21 protein-coding genes, 1 tRNA gene and 1 pseudogene are annotated in these 22,570 nt (G+C 70.0%); 8 read left to right on the top strand and 15 right to left on the bottom strand.

Annotated elements, in window-relative coordinates; genetic code table 11:
- Positions 1–85: 85 nt before the first annotated feature.
- The 3 genes from FHX52_RS21190 to FHX52_RS21180 form a co-directional block, all read right to left on the bottom strand.
- Positions 86–289 carry a cold-shock protein gene (locus FHX52_RS21190; RefSeq protein ID WP_013491183.1) on the bottom strand — a complete coding sequence of 68 codons (204 nt, stop codon included), beginning with the start codon at positions 287–289 and terminating at the stop codon, positions 86–88.
- A 223-nt stretch (positions 290–512) separates the two neighbouring features.
- Complete coding sequence (folP, locus tag FHX52_RS21185) at positions 513–1,436, bottom strand: dihydropteroate synthase (RefSeq protein WP_246070374.1); 924 nt, start codon at positions 1,434–1,436, stop codon at positions 513–515.
- Positions 1,437–2,244: 808 nt separating this feature from the next.
- Positions 2,245–2,335, bottom strand: a tRNA-Ser gene (locus FHX52_RS21180).
- Positions 2,336–2,478: 143 nt separating this feature from the next.
- On the opposite strand from FHX52_RS21180, the gene FHX52_RS21175 reads away from it, so the two are divergent.
- Positions 2,479–3,414 (top strand): SGNH/GDSL hydrolase family protein, encoded by a 936-nt coding sequence (locus FHX52_RS21175; RefSeq protein WP_141824337.1) that lies wholly within the window; start codon positions 2,479–2,481, stop codon positions 3,412–3,414.
- A gap of 79 nt (positions 3,415–3,493) precedes the next feature.
- On the opposite strand, the gene epsC is transcribed toward FHX52_RS21175, so the two are convergent.
- Positions 3,494–4,129, bottom strand: a complete 636-nt coding sequence (epsC, locus tag FHX52_RS21170) for a serine O-acetyltransferase (RefSeq protein WP_425460127.1) — start codon at positions 4,127–4,129, stop codon at positions 3,494–3,496.
- 113 nt (positions 4,130–4,242) lie between these two features.
- Positions 4,243–5,172 carry a cysteine synthase A gene (cysK, locus tag FHX52_RS21165; RefSeq protein ID WP_141824336.1) on the bottom strand — a complete coding sequence of 310 codons (930 nt, stop codon included), beginning with the start codon at positions 5,170–5,172 and terminating at the stop codon, positions 4,243–4,245.
- A gap of 259 nt (positions 5,173–5,431) precedes the next feature.
- On the opposite strand from cysK, the gene FHX52_RS21160 reads away from it, so the two are divergent.
- The 4 genes from FHX52_RS21160 (at position 5,432) to FHX52_RS21150 (ending at position 10,635) form a co-directional block, all read left to right on the top strand.
- On the top strand, positions 5,432–7,756 hold the full coding sequence (locus FHX52_RS21160; RefSeq protein WP_141824335.1) for a (Fe-S)-binding protein: 2,325 nt from the start codon (positions 5,432–5,434) through the stop codon (positions 7,754–7,756).
- A 206-nt stretch (positions 7,757–7,962) separates the two neighbouring features.
- The gene (locus FHX52_RS24705) at positions 7,963–8,208 is read left to right on the top strand and encodes a hypothetical protein (protein WP_342777981.1); all 246 of its coding nucleotides are present in this window, start codon (positions 7,963–7,965) and stop codon (positions 8,206–8,208) included.
- 3 nt (positions 8,209–8,211) lie between these two features.
- Complete coding sequence (locus FHX52_RS21155) at positions 8,212–9,831, top strand: glycosyl hydrolase family 28-related protein (protein ID WP_342777995.1); 1,620 nt, start codon at positions 8,212–8,214, stop codon at positions 9,829–9,831.
- Positions 9,832–9,912: 81 nt separating this feature from the next.
- Complete coding sequence (locus FHX52_RS21150) at positions 9,913–10,635, top strand: transporter substrate-binding domain-containing protein (RefSeq protein ID WP_141824334.1); 723 nt, start codon at positions 9,913–9,915, stop codon at positions 10,633–10,635.
- Positions 10,636–10,668: 33 nt separating this feature from the next.
- On the opposite strand, the gene FHX52_RS21145 is transcribed toward FHX52_RS21150, so the two are convergent.
- The 3 genes from FHX52_RS21145 to FHX52_RS21135 form a co-directional block, all read right to left on the bottom strand.
- Positions 10,669–11,121, bottom strand: coding sequence for a DUF779 domain-containing protein (locus FHX52_RS21145; protein WP_141824333.1), 453 nt, complete (start codon positions 11,119–11,121; stop codon positions 10,669–10,671).
- A gap of 12 nt (positions 11,122–11,133) precedes the next feature.
- On the bottom strand, positions 11,134–12,657 hold the full coding sequence (gene exaC, locus FHX52_RS21140; protein ID WP_141824332.1) for an acetaldehyde dehydrogenase ExaC: 1,524 nt from the start codon (positions 12,655–12,657) through the stop codon (positions 11,134–11,136).
- A 419-nt stretch (positions 12,658–13,076) separates the two neighbouring features.
- Positions 13,077–14,309: a helix-turn-helix domain-containing protein gene (locus tag FHX52_RS21135; RefSeq protein WP_141824331.1), complete on the bottom strand. Its 1,233-nt coding sequence runs from the start codon at positions 14,307–14,309 to the stop codon at positions 13,077–13,079.
- A gap of 174 nt (positions 14,310–14,483) precedes the next feature.
- On the opposite strand from FHX52_RS21135, the gene FHX52_RS21130 reads away from it, so the two are divergent.
- From FHX52_RS21130 to FHX52_RS21125, 3 genes and pseudogenes are all read left to right on the top strand, one after another.
- Entirely contained in the window at positions 14,484–15,212 is a 729-nt protein-coding gene (locus tag FHX52_RS21130) for a hypothetical protein (protein ID WP_185747412.1), read from the top strand.
- A 12-nt stretch (positions 15,213–15,224) separates the two neighbouring features.
- Positions 15,225–15,392: pseudogene (locus FHX52_RS24785) on the top strand (prolyl aminopeptidase); the annotation flags it as partial.
- 28 nt (positions 15,393–15,420) lie between these two features.
- Positions 15,421–16,179 carry an alpha/beta fold hydrolase gene (locus tag FHX52_RS21125; protein ID WP_221630675.1) on the top strand — a complete coding sequence of 253 codons (759 nt, stop codon included), beginning with the start codon at positions 15,421–15,423 and terminating at the stop codon, positions 16,177–16,179.
- Between the two features lie 30 nt (positions 16,180–16,209).
- Here the strand turns inward: FHX52_RS21125 and FHX52_RS21120 are convergent, their stop codons facing one another.
- The 7 genes from FHX52_RS21120 to FHX52_RS21090 form a co-directional block, all read right to left on the bottom strand.
- A complete protein-coding gene (locus FHX52_RS21120; RefSeq protein WP_141824330.1) occupies positions 16,210–17,544 on the bottom strand; it encodes a cytochrome P450 in 1,335 nt (444 codons plus the stop codon).
- 7 nt (positions 17,545–17,551) lie between these two features.
- Positions 17,552–18,319 (bottom strand): alpha/beta fold hydrolase, encoded by a 768-nt coding sequence (locus FHX52_RS21115; protein WP_141824329.1) that lies wholly within the window; start codon positions 18,317–18,319, stop codon positions 17,552–17,554.
- Between the two features lie 319 nt (positions 18,320–18,638).
- Positions 18,639–18,806 carry a 50S ribosomal protein L33 gene (gene rpmG / locus FHX52_RS21110; RefSeq protein WP_141824328.1) on the bottom strand — a complete coding sequence of 56 codons (168 nt, stop codon included), beginning with the start codon at positions 18,804–18,806 and terminating at the stop codon, positions 18,639–18,641.
- Between the two features lie 139 nt (positions 18,807–18,945).
- Positions 18,946–19,866 (bottom strand): ABC transporter substrate-binding protein, encoded by a 921-nt coding sequence (locus tag FHX52_RS21105; protein ID WP_141824327.1) that lies wholly within the window; start codon positions 19,864–19,866, stop codon positions 18,946–18,948.
- A 73-nt stretch (positions 19,867–19,939) separates the two neighbouring features.
- Positions 19,940–20,722: an ABC transporter permease gene (locus tag FHX52_RS21100; RefSeq protein WP_141824326.1), complete on the bottom strand. Its 783-nt coding sequence runs from the start codon at positions 20,720–20,722 to the stop codon at positions 19,940–19,942.
- Positions 20,719–21,360 (bottom strand): ABC transporter permease, encoded by a 642-nt coding sequence (locus FHX52_RS21095; protein ID WP_141824325.1) that lies wholly within the window; start codon positions 21,358–21,360, stop codon positions 20,719–20,721. Before FHX52_RS21095 ends, FHX52_RS21100 begins: the two co-directional genes overlap by 4 nt.
- The gene (locus FHX52_RS21090) at positions 21,357–22,538 is read right to left on the bottom strand and encodes an ABC transporter ATP-binding protein (RefSeq protein ID WP_141824324.1); all 1,182 of its coding nucleotides are present in this window, start codon (positions 22,536–22,538) and stop codon (positions 21,357–21,359) included. The genes FHX52_RS21095 and FHX52_RS21090 overlap by 4 nt, the downstream gene beginning before the upstream one ends.
- Between the last annotated feature and the right edge of the window lie 32 nt (positions 22,539–22,570).

Genomic DNA, 22,570 nt, shown 5'->3' with positions numbered 1-22,570 from the left:
CCCCGGTCGAAACCGGGGGGCCTTCGCACAAACGACTGTGCGGTGATGCGGTGTCGCTCGTTAAAGGGTGATCAGATCGCTCTGATCAGAGCGGACGGACCGCGTCAGCCTGGGGGCCCTTGGGGCCCTGGGTGACCTCGAACTCGACGCGCTGCGCCTCGTCCAGCGAACGGTAGCCGTTCGACTGGATCGCCGAGTAGTGGACGAAAACGTCGGGGCCGCCGCCGTCCTGGGCAATGAAACCAAAGCCCTTCTCAGCGTTGAACCACTTGACGGTGCCCTGTGCCATACGGGTAACTCTTCCTTCTTTAGCGAGTGGGATGACACACCTCGCGCATCCCAAGCTGCCGCCATCACGCCACTCGAGACGGACGAACCCGTCGAGCCGAAAAAGAACCCGTCACCGGTGATGACGGGCACCTGCTCGACCGCGAGGAACGACGACTGCAACCGCGACGAACCTAGCAGGTTACCGACCAGTCGGCCCCTTGGAGCGAGCGCATTCTCGCAGTTCAGATGGCGTCTACCGGTCGGTCGGTCGCGGGCGGGCTCGCGGTGCCTCGCACGGACAGCATCGGGGGCCGGTCACCGCGCATGGTCGCGACCATGTCGACGACCCGTCGCGTCGCCCGCACGTCGTGCGAGCGGAACACCGTGGCACCGAGCCAGGCGGCCACCGCGGTCGCTGCGAGCGAGCCCTCGAGGCGCTCCTCGGCGGGCAGGTCGAGCGTCTCGCCGATGAAGTCCTTGCGCGACATCGCTTGCAGCACAGGGTAGTTCAGCGCAACGACGTCAGCGGTGTGGCGCAGCACCTCGAGCGAGTGCGCCGTCGTCTTGCCGAAGTCGAGGGTCGGGTCGATGAGCACCCGCTCCCGCGGTATGCCGGCCTGCTCGGCAACGAGGGCACCGCGCGAGAGCGTCGCCAGAACGTCACGGACGACGTCGAGCGGGTCGTCGCCGTAGCTGACGTCGACGGGGTCGGTGCGCGGCGGAAGGCCGCCGGTATGTGAGATGACGTAGCCCGCCCCGACGGCACCGGCGACGTGAACGAGCTCCCGGTCGTGCCCGGCCCACGTGTCGTTGACGAGGTCGACGACACCGTCGGCCTCGCGGGCCACCTCCGAGCGCCACGTGTCGAGGCTGAGGATGACGCCCGGGTAGGTCACCCGGGCCCACTGGAGGAAGGGCACGACGCGGCGGATCTCCTCCTCCGCATCGACGACCTCCCCCTCCTGGCCGGCGCGCACTCCCCCGACGTCGACGATGTCGGCGCCCCGCTCGACGGCGTCCGCGAGCGCAGCCTTCGCCGTCTCGAGGTCGGAGTGCCGGTTGCCGCTGAAGAAGGAGTCGCGGGTGCGGTTGACGATGGCCATGACCGCAGGCGAGGCCGCGTCGAAGCGGCGACCCCGCAGCACGAGGGGGGCCGGGCGGGGCAGGTGGAGCGGCGCGAGGGCAGCGAGAACGAGCTCGGCCTCGGGGGAGGGCTGTGGGGTCGGCTCGAGGCCGGGACGTCGACTCACACTGTCATATCTCACGACTCTTCGAGGGGGTCAACCCACATGGCCCGCATGGATGCCGAACTGTTATGCTTGCTTCGCAGACATCATCCGCCGGCCCGGCCCTGCTCCCGGCCGGGTCAGCGGATGGTCTGACGGTCCTGACCGTCCCGCAATGACGGTCGACCACCGAGCCTGGGGCGATGACTCGTCCGAGGCTTCGTCATGAGGAAACTGAATACAGCGATGTCGCATTTCGTGTCGTTCTTCGCAGCGATGAACCGCCCGTCCCGCTACCAGCGCGTCGGGCAGTACAAGGCACACACCACCTACGAGGAGATGCTCGGACTCTGGTGAGTCGGGTGTCGGTCGGTGCACCGATGAGATGAAAGGGACTCCGGACCTGTCCGGAGGCCCTTTTTTCATGCCCGGGCGACGTCGACATCGAAGAGCGAGGTCGCAATCGAAAGAGCAGTTCGTCGTCTCGCCTGGCGCCTTCGGTATGCCGCCCGGCCTGGGCGCCCAATCGAAAGAGCAGTTCGTCGTCTCGCCTGGCGCCCACGCCGACCTCCGGTATGCCGCCCGGCCTGGGCGCCCAATCGAAAGAGCAGTTCGTCGTCTCGCCTGGCGCCCACGCCGACCTCCGGTATGCCGGCCGGCTCGCCCAATCGAAAGAGCAGTTCGTCGCTCGGACGCTCACCTCACTGAGGCTCGCACGAGGGCGACGAACTGCTCTTTCGATTGGCTGTGGCGGAGGGCGTGGGATTCGAACCCACGATGGGCTATGAACCCATAGCGGTTTTCAAGACCGCCGCACTCGGCCACTATGCGAGCCCTCCAGTGCGCCGAAGTCTAGTGCGAGCCCGCGCCGCACCCGAATCGGTTCCACCGGTTCTGTCGCGCGATCCGCTGCACCGACCGCCTTGCAGCAATAGCGTTGCCGTCACAAGGATCCACGCTCGGGGCTGTCGAAGGAGACGTCATGTCGCGCTGGTCGAGGATGGTGGCGCCGCTCGCAGTGGCCCTGCTCGCAGTCGTGGGAGGCGGGGCAGCCGCGTCGGCCTCGTCGCCGGACACCAACCCGCCACCGGGGCTCCCGATGTATCTGGCCCTCGGCGACTCCATCGCCAACGGGCAGCAGTCCGCCCCGCTCGTCAAGGACTACTGGACGACCGTCGCCGGCTGGCGCGCCAACGGCTACGTCGCGCAGTTCCGGACCGACCTCGTCCGCGACCTCAACTGCCTCCCCGCCCGCAGCGACAACGCGCGCCAGGGGTGCCGTCAGCTCCAGCTCGTCAACCTCGCCCGATCAGGCGTCCCGCCCATGGACGGGCAGCCCGGCAAGCCCGGGGTGACCACCCAGATCGTCATCGACGAGCAGCTCCCCACGGCGACGGCCACGCTCCAGGCGCGCAACCACGACGCCAACCCGCGCAACGACGTCGAGGTCGTCACCATCGACGTGGGCGGCAACGACATCTTCGGGCCGATCACCTCGGCCTGCCTCGGCGAGTCGACCGCTGGCTGCCAGGCCGCAGTCCTCGGCGCCTTCCAGGCCTTCGCCGCCAACTACGCCACGATCCTCCACGAGCTGCGCGAGGCCGCCGGGCCAGACACGGTCATCATCACGATGACCTACTACAACCCGCTCCCCTACTGCTACATCGGTGCGAACCCTGCAGCCGGGCCGTTCGGCGACTGGGTGCTCGAAGGCGGCACCCTGCCGGGCGTCGGAACCCTCCCCACGGGGCTCAACGACATCATCGGCGCGATCTCGCAGCAGAACGGCGCTCGGGTGGCCGACACCTTCGGCAAGCTCGGCGCCGGCGACTTCGTCGGCGGTGCCGACTGCCTCCACCCCAACCTGTCCGGGCACACCAAGATCGCGGCGGTCTTAGACCAGGCCTTCACCTCGTGACCTGAGCGGCGCTCCACGCACGACGAAGGGCCCCGACCGCAGTCGGGGCCCTTCGTCGTCAAGCGTGGTCTCGTCGAGCTCAGATGAAGATCGCCGGGTCGATCCACCGGTTGGTCGCGTCGGGCTTCGGGAAGCGCAGCACCGCTGGTATGCCGGTCGCCACCGCGCCGCTCGGCACGTCCTTGACGACCACGGAGTTCGCGCCGATCTGAACGTCGTCACCGACGAGCACCGGCCCGAGCACGCGCGCACCGGCCCCGATCGTCACGCGGTTGCCCACCGTCGGGTGCCGCTTGACCCTCGCCAGCGACCGGCCGCCCAGGGTCACCCCGTGGTAGAGCATGACGTCGTCGCCGACCTCCGCGGTCTCACCGATGACGACGCCCATGCCGTGGTCGATGAAGAAGCGCCGGCCGAGACGGGCACCCGGGTGGATCTCGACGCCGGTGAGCGAGCGCGAGACGGTCGCGAGCACCCGGGCCGGCAGCCGGCCGCCGGGCCGCTTCCACAGCTCGTGCAGACCCCGGTGGGCCCAGATGGCGTGCAGTCCGGGCGAGGTGAGCACGACCTCGAGTCGCGACGACGCCGCCGGGTCACGCTCGAGCGCGCCGTCGATGTCCTCGAGGGCACGGTCAGCGAGCTTGCGCGCGAGACCGAGCGGGCCGGCATACCGCTGCGGTGCGGCCGGGGCGACCTCGTCGGACGGGGACGGCACCGATGACACCGACGACACCCCCTCGCCGCGGACGAGCGACAGGGAGGGCTCGGCAGGGCGCGCGGGCATCGAGGTCGGGTGGGTCGTGACTGCTGAGCTCATGGGGACGACTTTCAGTCGACGAGACCCTCGAAGAGGATCGTGGACAGGTAGCGCTCGCCGAACGAGGGGATGATGACGACGATCGTCTTGCCCGCGTTCTCCGGGCGCTGGGCCACCTGGACGGCGGCGGCGAGAGCGGCGCCCGAGCTGATGCCGACGAGCAGGCCCTCCTCGGTCGCGGCCCGGCGGGCCCACTTCACGGAGGTCTCGGCGTTGATGTCGATGACCTCGTCGTAGATCTCGGTGTCGAGGATCTCCGGCACGAAGTTGGCGCCGATGCCCTGGATCTTGTGCGGGCCGGGCTGGCCGCCGTTGAGGATCGGGCTCTCCTCCGGCTCGACGGCGATCATCTGGATGCTCGGCTTGCGGGCCTTGAGCACCTGGCCGATGCCGGTGATCGTGCCGCCGGTGCCGATGCCCGCGACGACGATGTCGACCGCGCCGTCGGTGTCCTTCCAGATCTCCTCGGCCGTCGTCTTGCGGTGGATCTCGGGGTTGGCCTCGTTGGCGAACTGGCGGGCCAGCACGCCGCCACGCTCAGCGGCGATCTCGTCGGCCTTTGCGACGGCCCCCTTCATGCCGGTCGACGGGTCGGTGAGGACGAGCTCGGCACCGAAGGCGCGCAGCAGCGCGCGGCGCTCCTTGCTCATCGACTCGGGCATCGTCAGCACGACCTTGTAGCCGCGGGCCGCGCCAACCATGGCGAGCGCGATGCCGGTGTTGCCCGACGTCGCCTCGACGATCGTGCCACCGGGCTGGAGCGCGCCGCTCGCCTCGGCGGCGTCGACGATCGCGACGCCGATGCGGTCCTTGACGGAGTTGGCCGGGTTGTAGAACTCCAGCTTGGCCGCGACGGTGGCCTCGGCGCCGTCGGTGATCTTGTTGATGCGCACGAGCGGCGTGTTGCCGATCAGCTTGGTGACGTCGTCGTAAATCGGCATTGCTGAGTGCCCTTTCGGCCTGGCGGTGCGATGTGGTGCGAACAGTCTGGTGACTCGGCTGTCAGCGACAACCGAGTGTTCCTTATGCATATTCCAACATCTCGTTATCCCTGCCAAGTCCCGCCCATCATCCGGGCGGCGCCTGGGAGACCGCTGGGCCCGCGCTGGGGACGATTGGGGTGGCATCGGGAGGTTCGTCACGTCGCGACGGCCGTCACATTCACTAAGCGCTTGCTCACACGTCAGTAGACTCCCCGGCATGAGTGCGCTCCAGATCGTCGCCGTCGTCGTCTGCCTCGGGGTGACCGCTGTCGCGGTGGCGTTGCTGGTCAAGACGATCAACCACTTCCTGGCGACGTTCCGGCTCGGCCAGCCCGAGGACCGCGGCGATGACAAGGGCGCCCGCACCCGCACGCTGTTCCGCGAGTTCCTCGGTCACACGCGCATGTCGCGGCTGCCGGTCGTCGCCGCGGCTCACTGGTTCACGATGGTCAGCTTCGGGGTGCTCTTCTTCACGCTGCTCAACGCGTTCGGCCAGCTCTTCAAGCCCGACTTCGTCCTGCCGGTGATCGGCCACTTCTTCCTCTACGAGTGGGTCACCGACTTCTTCGCCTTCGCGGGCTTCATCAGCATCCTCGTGCTGATGGCCATCCGCCAGAAGAACCACCCGCGCTCGGCCGCCGGCGAGGACGGGCGCCGCAGCCGCTTCTTCGGCTCCACGTGGTGGCAGGCGTACTACGTCGAGCTGACGATCCTCGGCGTCACCCTCTGCATCGGGCTGCTCCGCGCCCTCGAGTGGACCCTGGCCCGCGAGACCGGCACTGGTATGGACACGGCCCTCCACTTCCCGCTGACCGGCTGGATCGGCAACTTCTTCACCGGCCTGTCGGTCGGCACCATCGAGAACCTCATCGTCATCATCGCCGCGATCAAGATCATCATCTCCTTCGCGTGGATGATCACCATCGCGCTGCAGCCGACGATGGGCGTCGCCTGGCACCGCTTCCTCGCCTTCTTCAACATCTTCTTCAAGCGCCACGCCGACGGCCGCACGAGCCTCGGCGAGCTCCAGCCCATCCGCATCGACGGCAAGCCGCTCGACTTCGAGGACGTCGAGGAGCTCGACGAGGATGCCGCCCTCGGGGTGGGCAAGGTCGAGGACTTCACGTGGAAGGGCCTGCTCGACTTCACGACGTGCACGGAGTGCGGCCGCTGTCAGAGCCAGTGCCCGGCGTGGAACACCGACAAGCCGCTCTCGCCCAAGCTGCTCGTCATGACGCTGCGCGACCACGCGCACGCGAAGTCGCCGTGGCTGCTCGCCTCCGAGGAGGTGCGCGCCGGAGGCATCGACGCGGCCGAGGGCTTCAGCGACGCCACGAAGGGCGCCGTCGCCACCGAGCAGCTCGTCGGCGAGACCGGCTACGACATCCGCCACCCTCTGACTGCCTACAACCCGCACGGACCCGACGCCGTCATCGACGAGGACGTGCTCTGGTCGTGCACCACCTGCGGCGCCTGCGTCGAGCAGTGCCCCGTCGACATCGAGCACGTCGACGCGATCGTCGACATGCGCCGCTACAAGAACCTCATCGAGTCGGCCTTCCCGGCCGAGCTGAACGGGCTCTTCAAGAACCTCGAGAAGAACAGCAACCCGTGGGGCCTCGCGCCGCGTCTGCGGATGGACTGGGCCAAGGACCTCCCGTTCGAGGTCAAGCAGGTCGGCCAGGACGTCGAGGACCTCTCCGAGGTCGACTACCTCTTCTGGGTCGGCTGCGCCGGCGCCTACGAGGACCGCGCCAAGAAGACGACGCGTGCCGTGGCCGAGCTGCTCGACACCGCCGGCGTCTCGTTCGCCGTCCTCGGCGACGGCGAGGCCTGCACCGGCGACTCGGCGCGCCGCGCCGGCAACGAGTTCCTCTTCCAGATGCTCGCCCAGCAGAACGTCGAGACCCTCAACGAGGTCGGCGCGACGAAGATCGTCGTCACCTGCGCGCACTGCTTCAACACCATCAAGAACGAGTACCCCCAGCTCGGTGGGCAGTACGAGGTGCTCCACCACACGCAGCTGCTCAACCGCCTCGTGCGCGAGAAGCGCCTCGTGCCCGTGGCCCGTCCCGGTGACGCCGTGGTCACCGGGGCCGCGTCGACCGGGGCCACGGTGACGTACCACGACCCGTGCTACCTCGGCCGACACAACCAGGTCTACGCCCCGCCGCGCGAGCTGCTGCAGATCCTGCCCGGCGTCGAGTACGCCGAGATGGAGCGGTCGAAGGAGAAGTCGTTCTGCTGCGGCGCCGGCGGCGCGCGCATGTGGATGGAGGAGAAGCTCGGCACGCGGATCAACACGAACCGCACCGAGGAGGCCCTCGCGACGGGCGCCGAGCGGATCGCCGTCGGCTGCCCCTTCTGCAAGGTCATGCTCTCCGACGGGCTCAACGCCGCGATCCAGGACGGCAAGGCGACCGACGCCGTCGAGGTCGTCGACGTCGCCCAGATGCTGCTCGCCGCCGTCCGTCGTGGTGACGACGGCGACGCCACCACCGCGACATCGGCCCCCGAGCCCGAGCCCGCGCCGGCGGGCTGAGCGCGCCACGCGGCATACCGGAGGTTTGCCCCGGTATGCCGCGTGGTTGCGGCACGCCTGCATCGCCCGGCACCGTCGTGGGCCACGCCGTGAGAACGCTCTCACAACCTCTTGACGGCCGCCTCTCGACGGAGAATTCTCGGCTCATGACTCAACGACGAGATCGTGACAGCTGGCGTCACCGGGCCCTGCGGCCACTTGCCCTCATGGCCCTGGCGACCGCCATCGCCGCCGTTCCCACCATCGCCTTCGCCGGAGCGGGGTCGGCCGCGACCCCCGCGACGGCCCCGGCGTCCGTGACCACCGTGGCCACAGCGGCCCCGACGACCACGCCCGACCTCGGTCCCAACGTGCTGGTCTTCGACCCGTCGATGCCGCAGTCCGAGATCCAGGCCAAGGTCGACGCCGTGGCCGCCCAGCAGGTGCCCAACGAGATGGGCAGCGCGCGCTAGGCACTGCTGTTCGCCCCCGGCACCTACGGCAGCGCCGCGAACCCGCTCAACTTCCAGGTCGGCTACTACACGGAGGTCGCCGGCCTCGGCCAGAACCCCGGCGACGTCGTCGTCAACGGCTCGATCTACGTCCGCAACCAGTGCAGTGCCTCGGGCTGCATCGCGCTCAACAACTTCTGGCGCTCGATGTCCAACCTCACGATCAACGTGACGACGCCGAACTTCGGCTGCTACAGCGGCCAGTTCTGGGCCGTGTCGCAGGCGGCGCCATTGCGGCGCGTGCACGTCCAGGGCCAGACGACGCTCATGGACTACTGCACACAGCCGTCCTTCGCGAGCGGTGGCTTCATCGCCGACTCGAAGTTCGACCAGCAGATCATCAACGGGTCTCAGCAGCAGTTCTTCGTGCGCAACAGCACCCTCAACGGCTGGACCAACGGCGTCTGGAACCAGGTCTTCTCCGGCACCGAGGGCGCGCCGGCCGAGTGCTTCCCCGCCGCAGCGGGCTGCGGCGGCCCGTACACGACGGTCGAGAAGACGTCGGTCAGCCGTGAGAAGCCGTACCTCTACATCGACTCCTCCGGCGCCTACCGCGTCTTCGTACCCGCTGCGGCCACCGACAGCCGGGGCGTGACCTGGGCCGCCGGGCCGACCCCGGGTCGGTCGATCGCACTGAGCGACTTCTTCGTCGCCAAGCCGTCGGACTCGGCCCAGGTCATCAACCGCGAGCTCGCCCGCGGGCGACACCTGCTGCTCACTCCGGGCGTCTACCACCTCGACCAGACGATCAGCGTCAAGCGGGCCGACACCATCGTGCTCGGCCTCGGCCTCGCCAGCCTGACGCCCACCTCGGGCCAGGTCGCGATGCGCGTCGCCGACGTGCCGGGTGTCGACATCGCCGGCATCACCTTCGACGCCGGCCCTGTCAACTCGCCGATGCTCCTCCAGATCGGCACGCAGCGTGCGGCGGGCGGTCAGGGCCCGAGCCGCGCCGGGTGGAGCGACGCCGCCAACCCGACCGGCCTGCAGGACGTCTTCTTCCGCATCGGCGGACCCTACGTCGGCAAGGCCACGGTCAGCCTCGAGGTCAACAGCGACCACGTCATCCTCGATGACATCTGGGCTTGGCGTGCCGACCACGGCAACGGAGTGGGCTGGACGTCCAACACCGCCGACACCGGGCTCATCGTCAACGGCGACCAAGTCACTGCCACAGGCCTTTTCGTCGAGCACTACCAGAAGACCGAGGTCATCTGGAACGGCGAGCACGGCTCGGTGACCTTCTTCCAGAACGAGCTGCCCTACGACCCGCCCAGCCAGGCTGCGTGGATGTCGGCCCCCGACCACGAGGGCTACCCGGCCCTGCTCGTCAGCTCCGGCGTCAAGAGCTTCACCGGCACCGGCATGGGCGCCTACAGCTTCTTCAACCAGGGCGTCGACATCTTCGCGGCCAACGCCTTCGAGGTGCCGACGACTCCTGGGGTGCGGCTGCACAACCTGCTGACGATCTTCCTCGACCCGGCCAACGGCAAGGGCGGCATCCGCAACGTCGTCAACGGCGTCGGTGGTTCGTCGACCATCGCCAACCCGGACGTGCCGGTCACGGTCGTCAACTACCCGTGACCTCCAGCCTCCCGGCCCGGCGGCCGTATGCCGTCGGGCCGGGAGCGCGGGACCGGGGCCTTGGCCGCGTAGGGTGTGCCGATGCCTACCGATGTCTCCGACGTAGCCCGCGACCTCGCGCCCACCGGCACTCTCCGAGCCTCTATCAATCTCGGCAATCCCGTTCTGGCGCAGGGCACTTCGTCGGAACCCTCGGGCGTCACGGTCGACCTGGCCCGTGAGTTCGCCTCTCGTCTTGAGGTGCCCGTGGACTTCGTCTGCTTCGACGCGGCACGCAAGTCCTTCGAGGCGCTGACGACCGGTGCCGCCGACATCTGCTTCCTGGCCATCGAGCCGGCTCGCGCTGCGGAGGTGGACTTCACCGCGGCCTACGTCCTCATCGAAGGTGTCTACGCCGTGCCTGACGAGTCGCCGATCGCGGGCGTCGCCGACGTCGACCGCCCTGGGGTGCGGATCGGGGTGAAGGAGGGGTCCGCCTACGACCGCTACCTCACCCGGTCGCTCGAGCACGCCACGCTGGTGCGCGGTGAAGAGGGGGTCGACGTCTTCGTCGAGCAGGGTCTCGAGGTCGGGGCCGGCATCCGCCAGCCCCTGACGGCCTTCGTCGCAGCCCGACCCGGGCTGCGCGTCGTCGACGAGGCCTTCATGCAGATCCACCAGGCGGTCGCCATACGGAAGGGACATTCCCCCAGGGCTTCGGCCTGGCTGCGCGAGACCGTGGAGGAGCTCAAGGCGAGCGGGTTCGTCGCCGACGCCCTCGCACGGTCCCGCCGCGCGGACACCACGGTCGCACCGCGCGGGTGACCTCGGACCGGGCCACACGGCATACGCCCTCGGTCAGACGCGGGGAGCGGCGATGCCGAAGGCGGCGGTCTCCTCGTCGGTCAGCAGGCGCGAGCGGATGAGGAAGCGGACGCCCTCGGGTGCCTCGACGGAGAAGCCGCTCCCGCGGCCCCGCACGACGTCGACGGTGAGATGGGTGTGCTTCCAGTACTCGTACTGCGACACCGACATCCAGAAGGGCACCGGCGCGGGCAGCCCCTCGACGACGAGGTCGCCGAGATGCACGTCCGCCTCGCTCGTGATGAAGTCGCCGTCGGGGTAGCACATGGGCGAGCTGCCGTCGCAGCAGCCGCCGGACTGGTGGAACATCAGGGGCCCGTGCGTGCCGGTGAGGCGGCGGAGGAGATCCGCCGCCTCACCGGTGAGGTCGACCCGGCGGGGGGAAGCCGGGGCATCTCCGGGTCGACCCGTCCGGGCCCCCGTGTGACCGAGAGGGTCGGGGGTCATGTCACGCCCCGGTCAGAAGAAGCCGAGCGCGTCGGGCGAGTAGGAGACGAGGAGGTTCTTCGTCTGCTGGTAGTGGTCGAGCATCATCTTGTGGTTCTCGCGGCCGATGCCCGACTGCTTGTAGCCACCGAAGGCTGCGTGGGCCGGGTACTGGTGGTAGCAGTTGGTCCACACGCGACCGGCCTTGATGCCACGGCCCATCCGGTAGGCACGCGAGCCGTCGCGGGTCCACACGCCGGCGCCGAGCCCGTAGAGCGTGTCGTTGGCGATCGACAGCGCGTCCGCCTCGTCGTCGAAGCTCGTGAGCGACACGACGGGGCCGAAGATCTCCTCCTGGAAGATGCGCATCGAGTTGTTGCCCTCGAAGATCGTCGGCGCGACGTAGTAACCCTCGGCAAGGTCGCCGTCGAGCACGTTGCGCTCACCGCCCGTGAGGATCTTGGCGCCCTCCTGCTTGCCGATGTCCATGTAGGACAGGATCTTCTCGAGCTGGTCGTTGCTCGCCTGGGCGCCCATCGTCGTCTCGGTGTCGAGCGGGTTGCCCTGCTTGATCTTCTCGACGCGGGCCACGGCGTCGGGCACGAAGTCCGAGTAGATCGAGCTCTGCACGAGCGCCCGCGACGGGCAGGTGCAGACCTCGCCCTGGTTGAGGGCGAACATCGTGAAGCCCTCGAGTGCCTTGTCGTAGAAGGCATCCCGCTCCTGGGCGACATCCTCGAAGAAGACGTTGGGGCTCTTGCCGCCGAGCTCGAGGGTGACGGGGATGATGTTCTGCGATGCATACTGCATGATGAGGCGGCCCGTCGTCGTCTCACCGGTAAAGGCGATCTTGGCGATGCGGGGCGAGGAGGCGAGCGGCTTGCCGGCCTCGACGCCGAAGCCGTTGACGACGTTGAGCACGCCCGGGGGCAGCAGGTCACCGACGAGCTCGACGACCTTGAGGATCGACCACGGCGTCTGCTCGGCCGGCTTGAGCACGACGCAGTTGCCGGCGGCGAGCGCGGGGGCGAGCTTCCACACCGCCATGAGGATCGGGAAGTTCCACGGGATGATCTGGCCGACGACGCCCAGCGGCTCGTGGAAGTGGTAGGCGACCGTGTTCTCGTCGATCTCGCTGCTCGAACCCTCTTGTCCGCGAAGGACGCCCGCGAAGTAGCGGAAGTGGTCGACGGCGAGCGGGAGGTCGGCGGCGAGCGTCTCGCGCACGGCCTTGCCGTTCTCCCACGTCTCGGCGACGGCGAGCGCCTCGAGGTTCTGCTCGATGCGGTCGGCGATCCGGTTGAGGATGAGCGAGCGCTCGCCGAGGCTCGAACGGCCCCAGGCGGGGGCGGCGGCGTGGGCGGCGTCGAGGGCGGCCTCGATGTCCTCCTCGGTGCCGCGGGCGACCTCGCAGAACGGCTTGCCGTTGACCGGTGAGATGTTCTCGAACCAGAGGCCCTTCTTCGGGTCGACCCAGTTGCCGCCGATGAAGTGGCCGTAGCGGTCGAGGAGCGAGACGAGCGAGTCCGGCGAGCCGGGGGGTGCGTAGACGGTCATGTGTTCTCCCAACGTCATTGGTGGTCCCCGCCCACAGGTCCGGCGAGGTGTTGGGCGCGACGCTAGGCAACGCAACGTTGCAACCACGTTGCGTGCCGCTCACCCACCCCCGTCGAGTGGCCAATACCTGTCGGCTCACCATGTCGAGTGGCCACAAAGTGCCGGGTCTCACGCGTCGAGTGGCCACGATGTGTCGCGTGGGTCGCCCACCTCACCGCGCGTATGCCGGGTGCTGGCGTGACGGCATACGTGGCCTCCCGCCTCTCCTCGACTCAGCGGGAGCGACACGACGTGGCCACTCGACCCAACGGGGCGACAAGACGTGGCCACTCGACTCAGCGAGAGCGACAGGAAATGGCCACTCGACCCAGCGGGAGCGACGAAGAGTGGCCACTCGACGGGGTGCGGGGTGGTCCCGGTCAGGCGGTGCCGAGCTCGCGGTCGAGGCGGGCGATCTGGTGGTGGACGAGCGGGATGAGCGGCGACGTCGGCCCGAGCGAGGCGGCTTGGGCCTGCCACATCTCGTAGTCGTCGGCGCCCCACGACGAGCGGGTCCAGGCCGACATGAGGTCGGGCCGGCCGCTGCGCAGCAGGGCGAGGCGCAGGTCTCCCTCCACGTCGCCGCGCAGCCGGACGACGCCCGGCGCCACCGAGCGGGGCAGGAGCGGCCCTCGATAGGCGCGCAGCGCACTCGCGACGTCACCAGCCGCAAGGTGCGCCTCGACCGCGAGCCAGTCGCCGGCCACCTCGGCCACGAGGCGGTAGGGCCGCGAGGCGAGCAGCGCGTCACCGAGCAGGCTGCGCAGCCGGCCGAGCTCGACCCTGAGGGTCGAGGCGCTGCTGTCCTCCTCGTAGAGCAGCACATTGAGCTCGTCACCCGACAGACCGCGGGCGGCGGACGCGAGCAGCAGCAGGATCTCGCTGTGACGCGGGCTGAGACGCAGGGTCTCGCGACGGCCTCGCCCGTCGTCGATGGTGAGCAGCGCGTCGTTGCGGCCGAGGCCCTCTATGAGCACCGAGAGGGTTCCCTGTCGCGCCACTCCGGCGGCTGCCCGACCGCTGACGAGCAGCTCACGGGCCAGCTCGGCCTCGGCCATGCGGGCGGCGGCGCGCACCATCGCCATCGTCTGCGGCACGACGATCTCGTCGCCGCCGGTGATGTCGAGCACCCCGAGGATGCTCTGGTCAGACGGGTCGTGGATCGGCACCGCGGCGCAGCTCCAGCGCTGAACCGACCGCCGGAAGTGCTCGGCACCGAGCACGTTGACCGACCGGTCGAGCCGCAGGGCCATTCCCGGCGCGTTGGTGCCCGCGAGCCGCTCGTCCCAGTTGCTGCCTTCGACGAAGCCGATGTGCTCGGCGCGGCGGAGCACGCTCGGTGTGCCGCACACCCAGAGCAGCTGGCCCGAGGCGTCCGACACGGCCATGACCGCGTCACAGTCACGCGCCGCCTGGCCGAGCACGTCGTCGAGCAGCGGGAAGACCGCCGCCAGGGGATGCGCCTCTCGGTGGTCGCGCAGGGCGTCGGCGGGAAGGGTGATGGGCGCCTCGACCCGGTCGACCTCGACGCCAGCCGCGGCCGAGCGCACCCAGGAGTCGGCGACGTGCGCGCGCACTCCCCCGCTCTCGGACGGTTCCGACGTCTGCGTCATGACGCGATTGTGCACGGCGGGCGGCCGGTGCGGACAGGGCCGCAGGTCACAGTGCTGTCCAAGGTTGCCAGAAGGGGTGGTCAACAGCCCGAATGAGGCGCACCATGAAGGGACCTGCCGGGGCCAGCCCCGAGTTGTCCGAGGACCTGCGTCAGCACAGTGCGAGGAGCGACGATGTCACGACGAGCCCCCTTCGTTCCCGACGGCGTGCCCGTGCTCTCACGGGGGCGGCACCGCAACCCCCGCCGGGGCGCGTGCTTCATGGAGATGGCCTCCTTCCTCGCCGGTGAACGCTGGAGCGACCACCCGACGTGCACCCATCCCGTGCTGGCCACGCTCGCACGCTGTGTCAACGACATGCTCGACGACACGAGCCGGCAGCGCATCGCGCTGATGATCCCCGAGGTGGTCGGCCTGCACCCGCAGGACGACCGCGTCGCAGCGGCACTCGTGCTGTCGACCGCGCGCGCCGCGATCCCGGTGGCAGCCGAGGAGCGCCAGAACATCATGGCCCTCGCCATCCTCAACGCCGAGGGCATCCTCGCCGAGCGCGACGGACGCGAGCCGGGCCAGCTGTCCGACACCTCGCGTGCCGCGCTGACGCGGGCACCTGCCGCGGAGCGCTGGGCGCGAATCCACCTCGCCCGCATGGGTTTCAACTCTGCTGCGCTCCGCCCCGCCAACGCGTCCAAGGTCGTGGCCCTGGCCGTCGACGGCGTCGCGCGTGCCTGCGTCGACGACACGGAGCAGCGCCTCGTGCAGATGCTTCGCGACGGCATCGACGTCGTGAGCGCCTTTGCCCCGCTGGAGGCCGCACCTGTCACGGAGGCGCAGCCCCAACCGAGCGTGACCACCGCGCCGGCGCCAAGGTCCCGTTGGACGCCGAGGACCTTCGCACGCTGACGCCACGCGGACGTGCACCCCGTCCAGCAGCCGTTCGAGACCGGCCTGCTAGCCACTGACGACGGTCACGAGGTCTACTGGGAGCAGTGCGGAAACCCTGATGGCACACCGCTGCTCGTCGTGCACGGCGGCCCAGGCTCAGGGGCGAGCTCATGGTGGACCCAGTTCGGCGACCCTGCGCGCTACCGCGTCGTGCTTGTGGACCAGCGTGGCTCCGGCCGCAGCCGACCGCACGCCGGTGACACGGGCCGCCCTCGTGGACAACACGACGGCGCACCTCATCGCCGACTTCGAGCAGCTGCGAAAGCAGACCGGCATCGGCTCATGGGTGCTCCTCGGCGGGTCGTGGGGTTCGACCCTGTCGCTCGCGTATGCCGTCGAGCACCCCGAGAGCGTGCGCGCCCTCGTGCTCTGGGCGGTCGGCACCACTCGCCGACACGAGGTCGACTGGCTGACTCACACGATGGGGCAGATCTATCCGGCCGAGTTCGACGCCCTGCTCGCCGCTCTGCCCACGTGGGCCGACCGAGCGAACGTGCCCCTCGCCGTGAACCGCCTCCTGCTCGATGCCGACCCGGCCGTGGCCGATGCTGCGGCCCGCGCGTGGTGCGCCTGGGAGGACCGCCTTGCCACCCTGTCGGGTCCCGTGCAGCCCAGCCCCCGCTACGAGGACGCGCGCTTCCGGCTCGGCTTCTCCCGCCTCGTCACGCACTACTTCGGCCACCATGCCTTCCTTGCCGACGACGCGATCATGGGGCGCCTCCAGGGCATCGCGCACCTGCCCGCGGTGCTCGTCCGGGGCCGGCTCGACATCGCCTCCCCACTGCGGGTGGCCTACGAGCTTGCTCAGGCCCTGCCGCTCGCCGAGCTCCACATCGTCGAAGACGCCCTCCACGCGCCGGGTGGGGATGGCGAGCAGATCATCGTCGACGCCCTCGACCGTTTCGCCGGGCTGACCGCGTCGTGACGCTCAGCGCGGCCGAGGCGCCCGACAGTCTCAGGGGGTCCAGCGAACCGGCAGCCGCTTGACCCCGCGCTGGAAGTTCGACCGAAGCCGCACGGGCTCACCCGCCGGCTCGATCCACGACGTGCGCCCGAGCAGCTCGGTGAAGAGCGCTCGCATCTGGACTCGCGCGAGGTGCGCCCCGAGGCAGAAGTGCGGACCGTGCCCGAAGGCCAGGTGCGCCCGCGCGTCGCGGTCGACGTCGAAGTCGTCGGGCCGGTCGAAGACGTCCTCGTCGCGGTTGGCCGACGCGAACGACACGACGACCTTGTCGCCTGCGGCCACCCGCTGACCGGCGATCTCGGTGTCGCGCGTCGCCGTCCGACGAAAGACCATGACCGGCGTCCACCAGCGCAGCATCTCCTCCACCGCAGCAGGTATGCCGTCAGGCTCAGCCCGCAGCCGACGCTGGGTCTCGGGGTGCCCGAGCAGCGCGACGAGCCCACCCGGTATGCCGTTGCGCAGGGTCTCGTTGCCCGCGACCGCGAAGAGCCAGAAGAGGTTCTCGAACTCCTCGATGGAGACGTGCCCGTCGCCGCCCGCGCCGTCGTCACGCTGCGCCATGAGGATCGACATGACGTCGCCTTCGGGGAGCTCACGCTTGCGCTCACCCAGCGAGGCGGCATACGCGTAGAGGTCGGGCATGCCTGCGCGCGTGCGCGGGTCGGGCATCCGGCCCTGCCGATCCGGTGCGGGTCGCAGTGCGATAGCCGACCGGGCGATGTCGGTGCCGCGCTCGGGGTCGAAGGTGGCGCTGATCGCGTAGTCGGGGTCCTGCCAGCCGATGACGCGGTTGGACCAGTCGTAGAGCAGGCCCCGGTCCTGCTGCGGCACCCCGAGCACGTCGGCGAGCGTCAGCAGCGGCAGGTCGGCGGCGACGTCACGTGCGGCGTCGACCTCGCGGGGCCCCGCGAGCATGCGGTCGACGATGCGGCGAGCGTGGCCGGCGAACTGGTCCTCGAGGGCAGCGACGGCCCGGGGGGTGAAGGAGCGGGCGAGCATCCGGCGGATCCGGGAGTGCTCGGGCGGGTCCATGTTGAGCATCATGCGCCGCACGTAGGCGAGGTCGGCTGGCGTCGCCGGGTCGCGGATCTGCGTGCCCCCGAGGTGCGACGAGTACGTCCGGGGGTCGCGCAGCACCCGGCTCACGTCGGCGTGACGCAGCACGAGCCAGTAGCCTGGGCCCTCGGGCCAGCCGGCCTGCTCGGGCTCCCCGACCCACACGATGCCGTGCTCGCGGCGCAGGTCGGCGAGCACGGCATACGGCACGTCATCGACGTAGGTCGACGGGTCGTGGAGCTGCGCGGTCACGGCCGCGAGGTCGGCCACCGCGCGATCAGCCCTGCGGCAGGTCGGCGACGAAGGTGTTGACGAGAGTCGCGAGCTGCACCGGCGTCTCAAACATCGGGTAGTGGCCGGCGTTGGCAAGGACCTCGAGCCGGGCGTTGGGATAGAGCGGCAGCCAGGTCTGCGTGACGGTCGCGGCGCCCAGGGCGGGGTCGTGCTCGCCCACCGCGACGAGGACCGGCAGCTCGCTGCCGCGCACCTCGTCCGCGAAGTCGGCGCCCGCCCAGGCGTTGAGTACGCGGGCGAAGGCGTCGACGTCGCTGTGCTCGAGAGACCAGTCGACGATGCGGTTGACGAAGAGGGGGGTGTTGCGGTTGCCGGTCGTGAAGTCGATGATGCCGAAGCGGTTGTCGCGGCTCTCGGCAGCGCCCCAGAAGAGCCCGCGGCCGGCATCGTCGAACGGTGTCGGCATCGCACCGACGGGCGTGATGCCGACGAGGGCCTCGACGCGGTCGGGTGCGAGGGCGAGCGCCCGCTGCACGACGGCGCCGCCCATGGAGTGCCCGACGAGGGTGAAGCGCTTCGCGCCGACCTCGTCTGCGACGGCCAGCAGGTCGCGTGCGGACTCGTCGAGCGACTGGTCGCCCTGCTCGCCGCGACGCTGGCCGAAGCCGCGGACATCGGTGAAGACCCAGCGTGCGGCGTCACGGTCGAGATCGTCGACGAAGGGGCCCCAGCCGTCGGCGGAGCCGAACCAGCCGTGGGTGAGCAGGACGGTGCGCGGGCCGGACCCGACGACGTGGTGGGCGATCGACATGACTCTCCTTCGACGGTGAAGTGAACCGATGCGGCCCCCCGAGCCTAGATCCCCACCAATCGAAAGTGCACCTCACCAATCGAGAGAGCAATCCGTCGGCATCCCAAGAATCGAGAGAGCAATCCCGCGGCACCCCGGCAATCGAAAGAGCAGTCCGTCGGCGCCCAGGAAAATCGAAAGAGCAGTCCGTCGCCGACGGACTGCTCTTTCGATTGGGTGAGCTGGCCATGAGCCTGGCCGACGAGCTGCTCTTTCGATTGGCTCGCCCGACGGAATGCTCTTTCGACTGGCTTGGCCGGCGGAGTGCTCTTTGGATTGGTCAGCGGGTCTCGCGGAAGTCCACGTGCTCGCGGGCGATCGGGTCGAACTTGCGCAGGACGAGCCGGTCGGGCTGGGTGCGGCGGTTCTTCGTCGTGACGTAGCTGAAGCCGGTGCCGGCCGTCGACCGCAGGGTGACGACGGGACGCACGTCGGTGCGCTTTGCCATGGGGTGCTCCTCGATGTCTGGGATCGCACGCTGCGTGCGACAGGAATGATAACCATTACCAGCGCACCCTCATTCCCAAAAAGCCCCCGCACACGGCAGAGGCCCCCGCATCCGAGCGGGGGCCTCTGCCGTCGCGGGCTCAGGAGGAGGCGAGCCAGGTCTTGGCGACCTCGGCGGCGTCCTTCTTGTCGACGACGACCTGCTTGACCATGTCGGCGAGGGCCGGGGTGTCGAGCTTGGCGGAGACGGCGTTGAGGGCCGCCTTGAGCGAGTCGGCCTTCTCGGTGCGCACGAGCGGCACGACGTTGTCGGAGCCGAAGAGGCTCTTCGGGTCCTCGAGCACGACGAAGCCGTTGGCGGCGATCGAGGGGTCGGTGCTGAAGATGTTGGCGGCCTTGACCTGGCCGTTCTTCAGCGCCTCGACGGTCGCTTGGCTCTGCAGCGGCCGGAACTCGTTGGGCACGATGTTGTAGACGGACTTCAGGCCGACGAGCCCCTGCTGGCGGGTCTTGAACTCCGGCGGCGCACCGATCGAGAGCTCGGCCTGGTGGGCGGCCAGGTCGGGGATCGCCTTGAGCGACCACTGGCCCGCGGTGTCCTTGGTGACGACGAGGGAGTTCTTGTCCTCGGCCGCTGACTTGTCGAGGACCGATAGGCCCTGGGGCAGTGCCTTCTGCAGCGCGGCGAAGACCTCGTCAGGGGCGGTGACCTTGGCGTTCTTGTCGAAGTAGTTGAGCAGCGACCCGGTGTACTCGGGAAGGACGTCGACCTCGCCGCCGGTGATGGCCTTGAGGTAGGTCTCGCGGCTGCCGATGTTGAACTGTCGCTTGACGGTCATGCCCTTGGCCTCGAGCGCCTGGGCGTAGATCTCACCGAGGAGTGCGGCCTCGGGGAAGTCGGCCGAGCCGACCGTGACCGAGCCGGCGGCCGCGGTCGAGCCGCCCGTCGCCCCGGCGGCACTCGTCGCGGGGGCGAGCGGGTCGCTGCTGCCGCCGCAGGCGGCTAGCGGCACGACGGCGGCGAGGAGCAGGCCCGCGGCGAGGAAGCGCGTGCGTGTCATGTTCGGTCCCTTTCGGTTGCGGCCCGGGGGCGGTGCTCGCCGTCCGGGTCAGGCAGTGCTGGGGTGGAGCAGGTCAGGTGGCAGTGCTGGCTGGGCTGGTGGACCGGGTGGCCCCGGACGGGTCGGGGCGTGACCCCTCACCGGTGCGCGAGGACCGTGAACGGGCAACACCCACGGACCGGCCCGAGATTCCCGGCGAGACGGCATACCTCTCGACGGCCGCGAGCAGGAGGTCGGCGACGAGCGCGAGCGCGGCCACGAGGATGGAGCCGCAGACCATCTGGACGTAGTCGCGCGAAGCCAGCCCGTCGATGAGGTAGCGGCCCAGGCCGCCGAGGCTGACGGACGCGGCGATCGTCGCGGTGGCGATGACCTGGAGGGTCGCGCTGCGCAGGCCGGACAGCGAGAGCGGCAGCGCGCAGGGCAGCTCGACCCGCGTGAGGACCTGCCAGCCGGTCATGCCCATTCCCCGCGCCGCGTCGCGCGCGGCGGGGTCGACGCTCTCGATGCCGGCATAGACGCCCGAGAGCAGCGGCGGCACCGCGAGGAGCACGAGCACGACGATGCTCGGGATGACGAAGGCGAGGTCGCTCTGGATGAGGGGCCCGACGAACATCGACACGGCGAAGAGCAGCCCCAGGCTCGGCACCGCGCGCATGGCGTTGGCCCCGGTGATGAGCCAGCGCAGGCGTCCGGTGTGTCCCACCCACGCGCCGAGGGGGATGGCGATGACCAGCCCGATGAGCAGCGTGATCGCCGTGTAGGCGAGGTGCTCGGCGAGGCGGTTGGGGATGCCGTCGGCCCCGGACCACTGGGCGGGATCGGTGAACCAGGCCCAGATCGTCGCGGGGCTCATGCGGCCACCGCCCGGGTCCAAGGCGTCAGAGCGCGGGAGACGACCTGGATGACGAGGTCGAAGACGAGCGCGAGCAGCAGGCAGGCGATGATGCCGACCCACACCTCCGTCGGGAAGGAGCGCGCGTAACCGTCGGTGAGGAAGTAGCCGAGCTGCGAGATGCCGATGAGGGAGGCGACGCTGACGATGCTGACGTTGCTCACCGCGGCGACGCGCAGGCCGGCCGCGATGACAGGCACAGCGAGCGGCAGGTCGACCGCACGGAAGCGGGCGAACCCGCCGTAACCCATCGCGATGGCCGCCTGACGGGTCGACGGGTCGACCGATGACAGTCCGTCGGCCACGGTGCGGGTCAGCAGGGCGACGGTGTAGATCGTCATCGCGACGATGACGTTGACGGGGTCGAGGATCTTCGTGCCGAGGATCGAGGGCAGCAGGATGAACAGGGCGAGCGACGGGATCGTGTAGAGCAGCCCGGTCGTCGTGAGCAGGCTGGCCCGCAGCCAGGACGTGCGGCTCGCGAGCCAACCGAGCGGCAGGGCGATGACGAGCCCGAGCACGAGCGGCAGCCCGGCGAGCCAGGCGTGCTGGCCGGCCCGGGTGAGGATCTCGCTGAGGTGATCGAGGGCCCAGGTCACCGGGTGGACGCCCCCTCGGGGAGCTCGCCGGCGGTGGTCGCCGACCGGCGGGCCTCGATGGCGGGCACGACCTCGGCCGCGGTGATCGTGCCGACGAGCCTCCCGTCGTCGTCGGCCACGACCCCGCGCCCGCTGGGCGAGGAGAGGGCCGCGTCGAGCAGGGCGCGGAGCGAGCCAGCGGTGGACGCGACCGTGCCTCCGCGGTGGAGCAGGTCGCGCGTGACCTCGTGGTCGACGGCGGCCGCGCGCACCCAACCGACCGGCTCGCCGGCGTCGCCGACGGCGAGCACCCAGGGCGAGCCGATCGCCCGCACCTGCTCGCCCGTGGCGCGGAGCCGCACCGTCGGCTCGTCGGTGAGCGAGAGCTCGGGGGCGGCGGCGAACGAGAGGGCGCGGTAGCCCCGGTCGCGGCCGACGAAGCCCGCGACGAAGTCGTCGACGGGGTCGGCGAGCAGCTTGGCCGGTGAGGCGAGCTGGGCGAGCACCCCGCCGACGCGCAGGACGGCGACCTGGTCACCGAGCTTGACCGCCTCGTCGATGTCGTGGGTGACGAAGAGGATCGTCTTGCCGAGCTCGGACTGCAGGCGCAGGAACTCGTTCTGCAGCTGCTCGCGCACGACGGGGTCGACGGCCGAGAAGGGCTCGTCCATGAGCATGACGGGCGGGTCGGCGGCGAGTGCCCGGGCGACCCCGACGCGCTGCTGCTGACCGCCGGAGAGCTGGGCGGGGTAGCGCCTCGCCATCGCCGGGTCGAGGCCGACGCGCTCGATGAGCTCCATGGCGCGGCTGCGGGCCTGGCGCTTGTCGACGCCGAGGAGGCGCGGCACCGTCATGACGTTGTCGACGACGGTGCGGTGCGGGAAGAGCCCGGCGTGCTGGATGACGTACCCCATGCCCCGGCGGAGCTCGGCGACGTCCATCGAGGCGGTGTCGCGGCCGTCGACCGAGATCGTGCCCGAGGTCGGGGTGACCATGCGGTTGACCATGCGCAGGGTGGTCGTCTTGCCGCAGCCCGAGGGCCCGACGAGCACCGTGATCTGGCCGGTGGGGGCCTCGAGGGTGAGGTTGTCGACGGCCACCGAGCCCGGGTCGCCGCCGCCCTCCCCAGGGGAGCCACCGTCAGCCGAGCCGCTGTCGGCGTCGCCATAGCGCTTGGTCACGCCTTCGAAGCGGATCATGCAGATCAACGTACCCGCGCGCGCCGACACGG

Source organism: Humibacillus xanthopallidus (genome assembly GCF_006717145.1).
GTDB classification, from domain to species: domain Bacteria; phylum Actinomycetota; class Actinomycetes; order Actinomycetales; family Dermatophilaceae; genus Humibacillus; species Humibacillus xanthopallidus.
The sequence above is the reverse complement of the archived record's forward strand: the minus strand, read 5'-3'. Positions and strand labels throughout refer to the sequence as shown.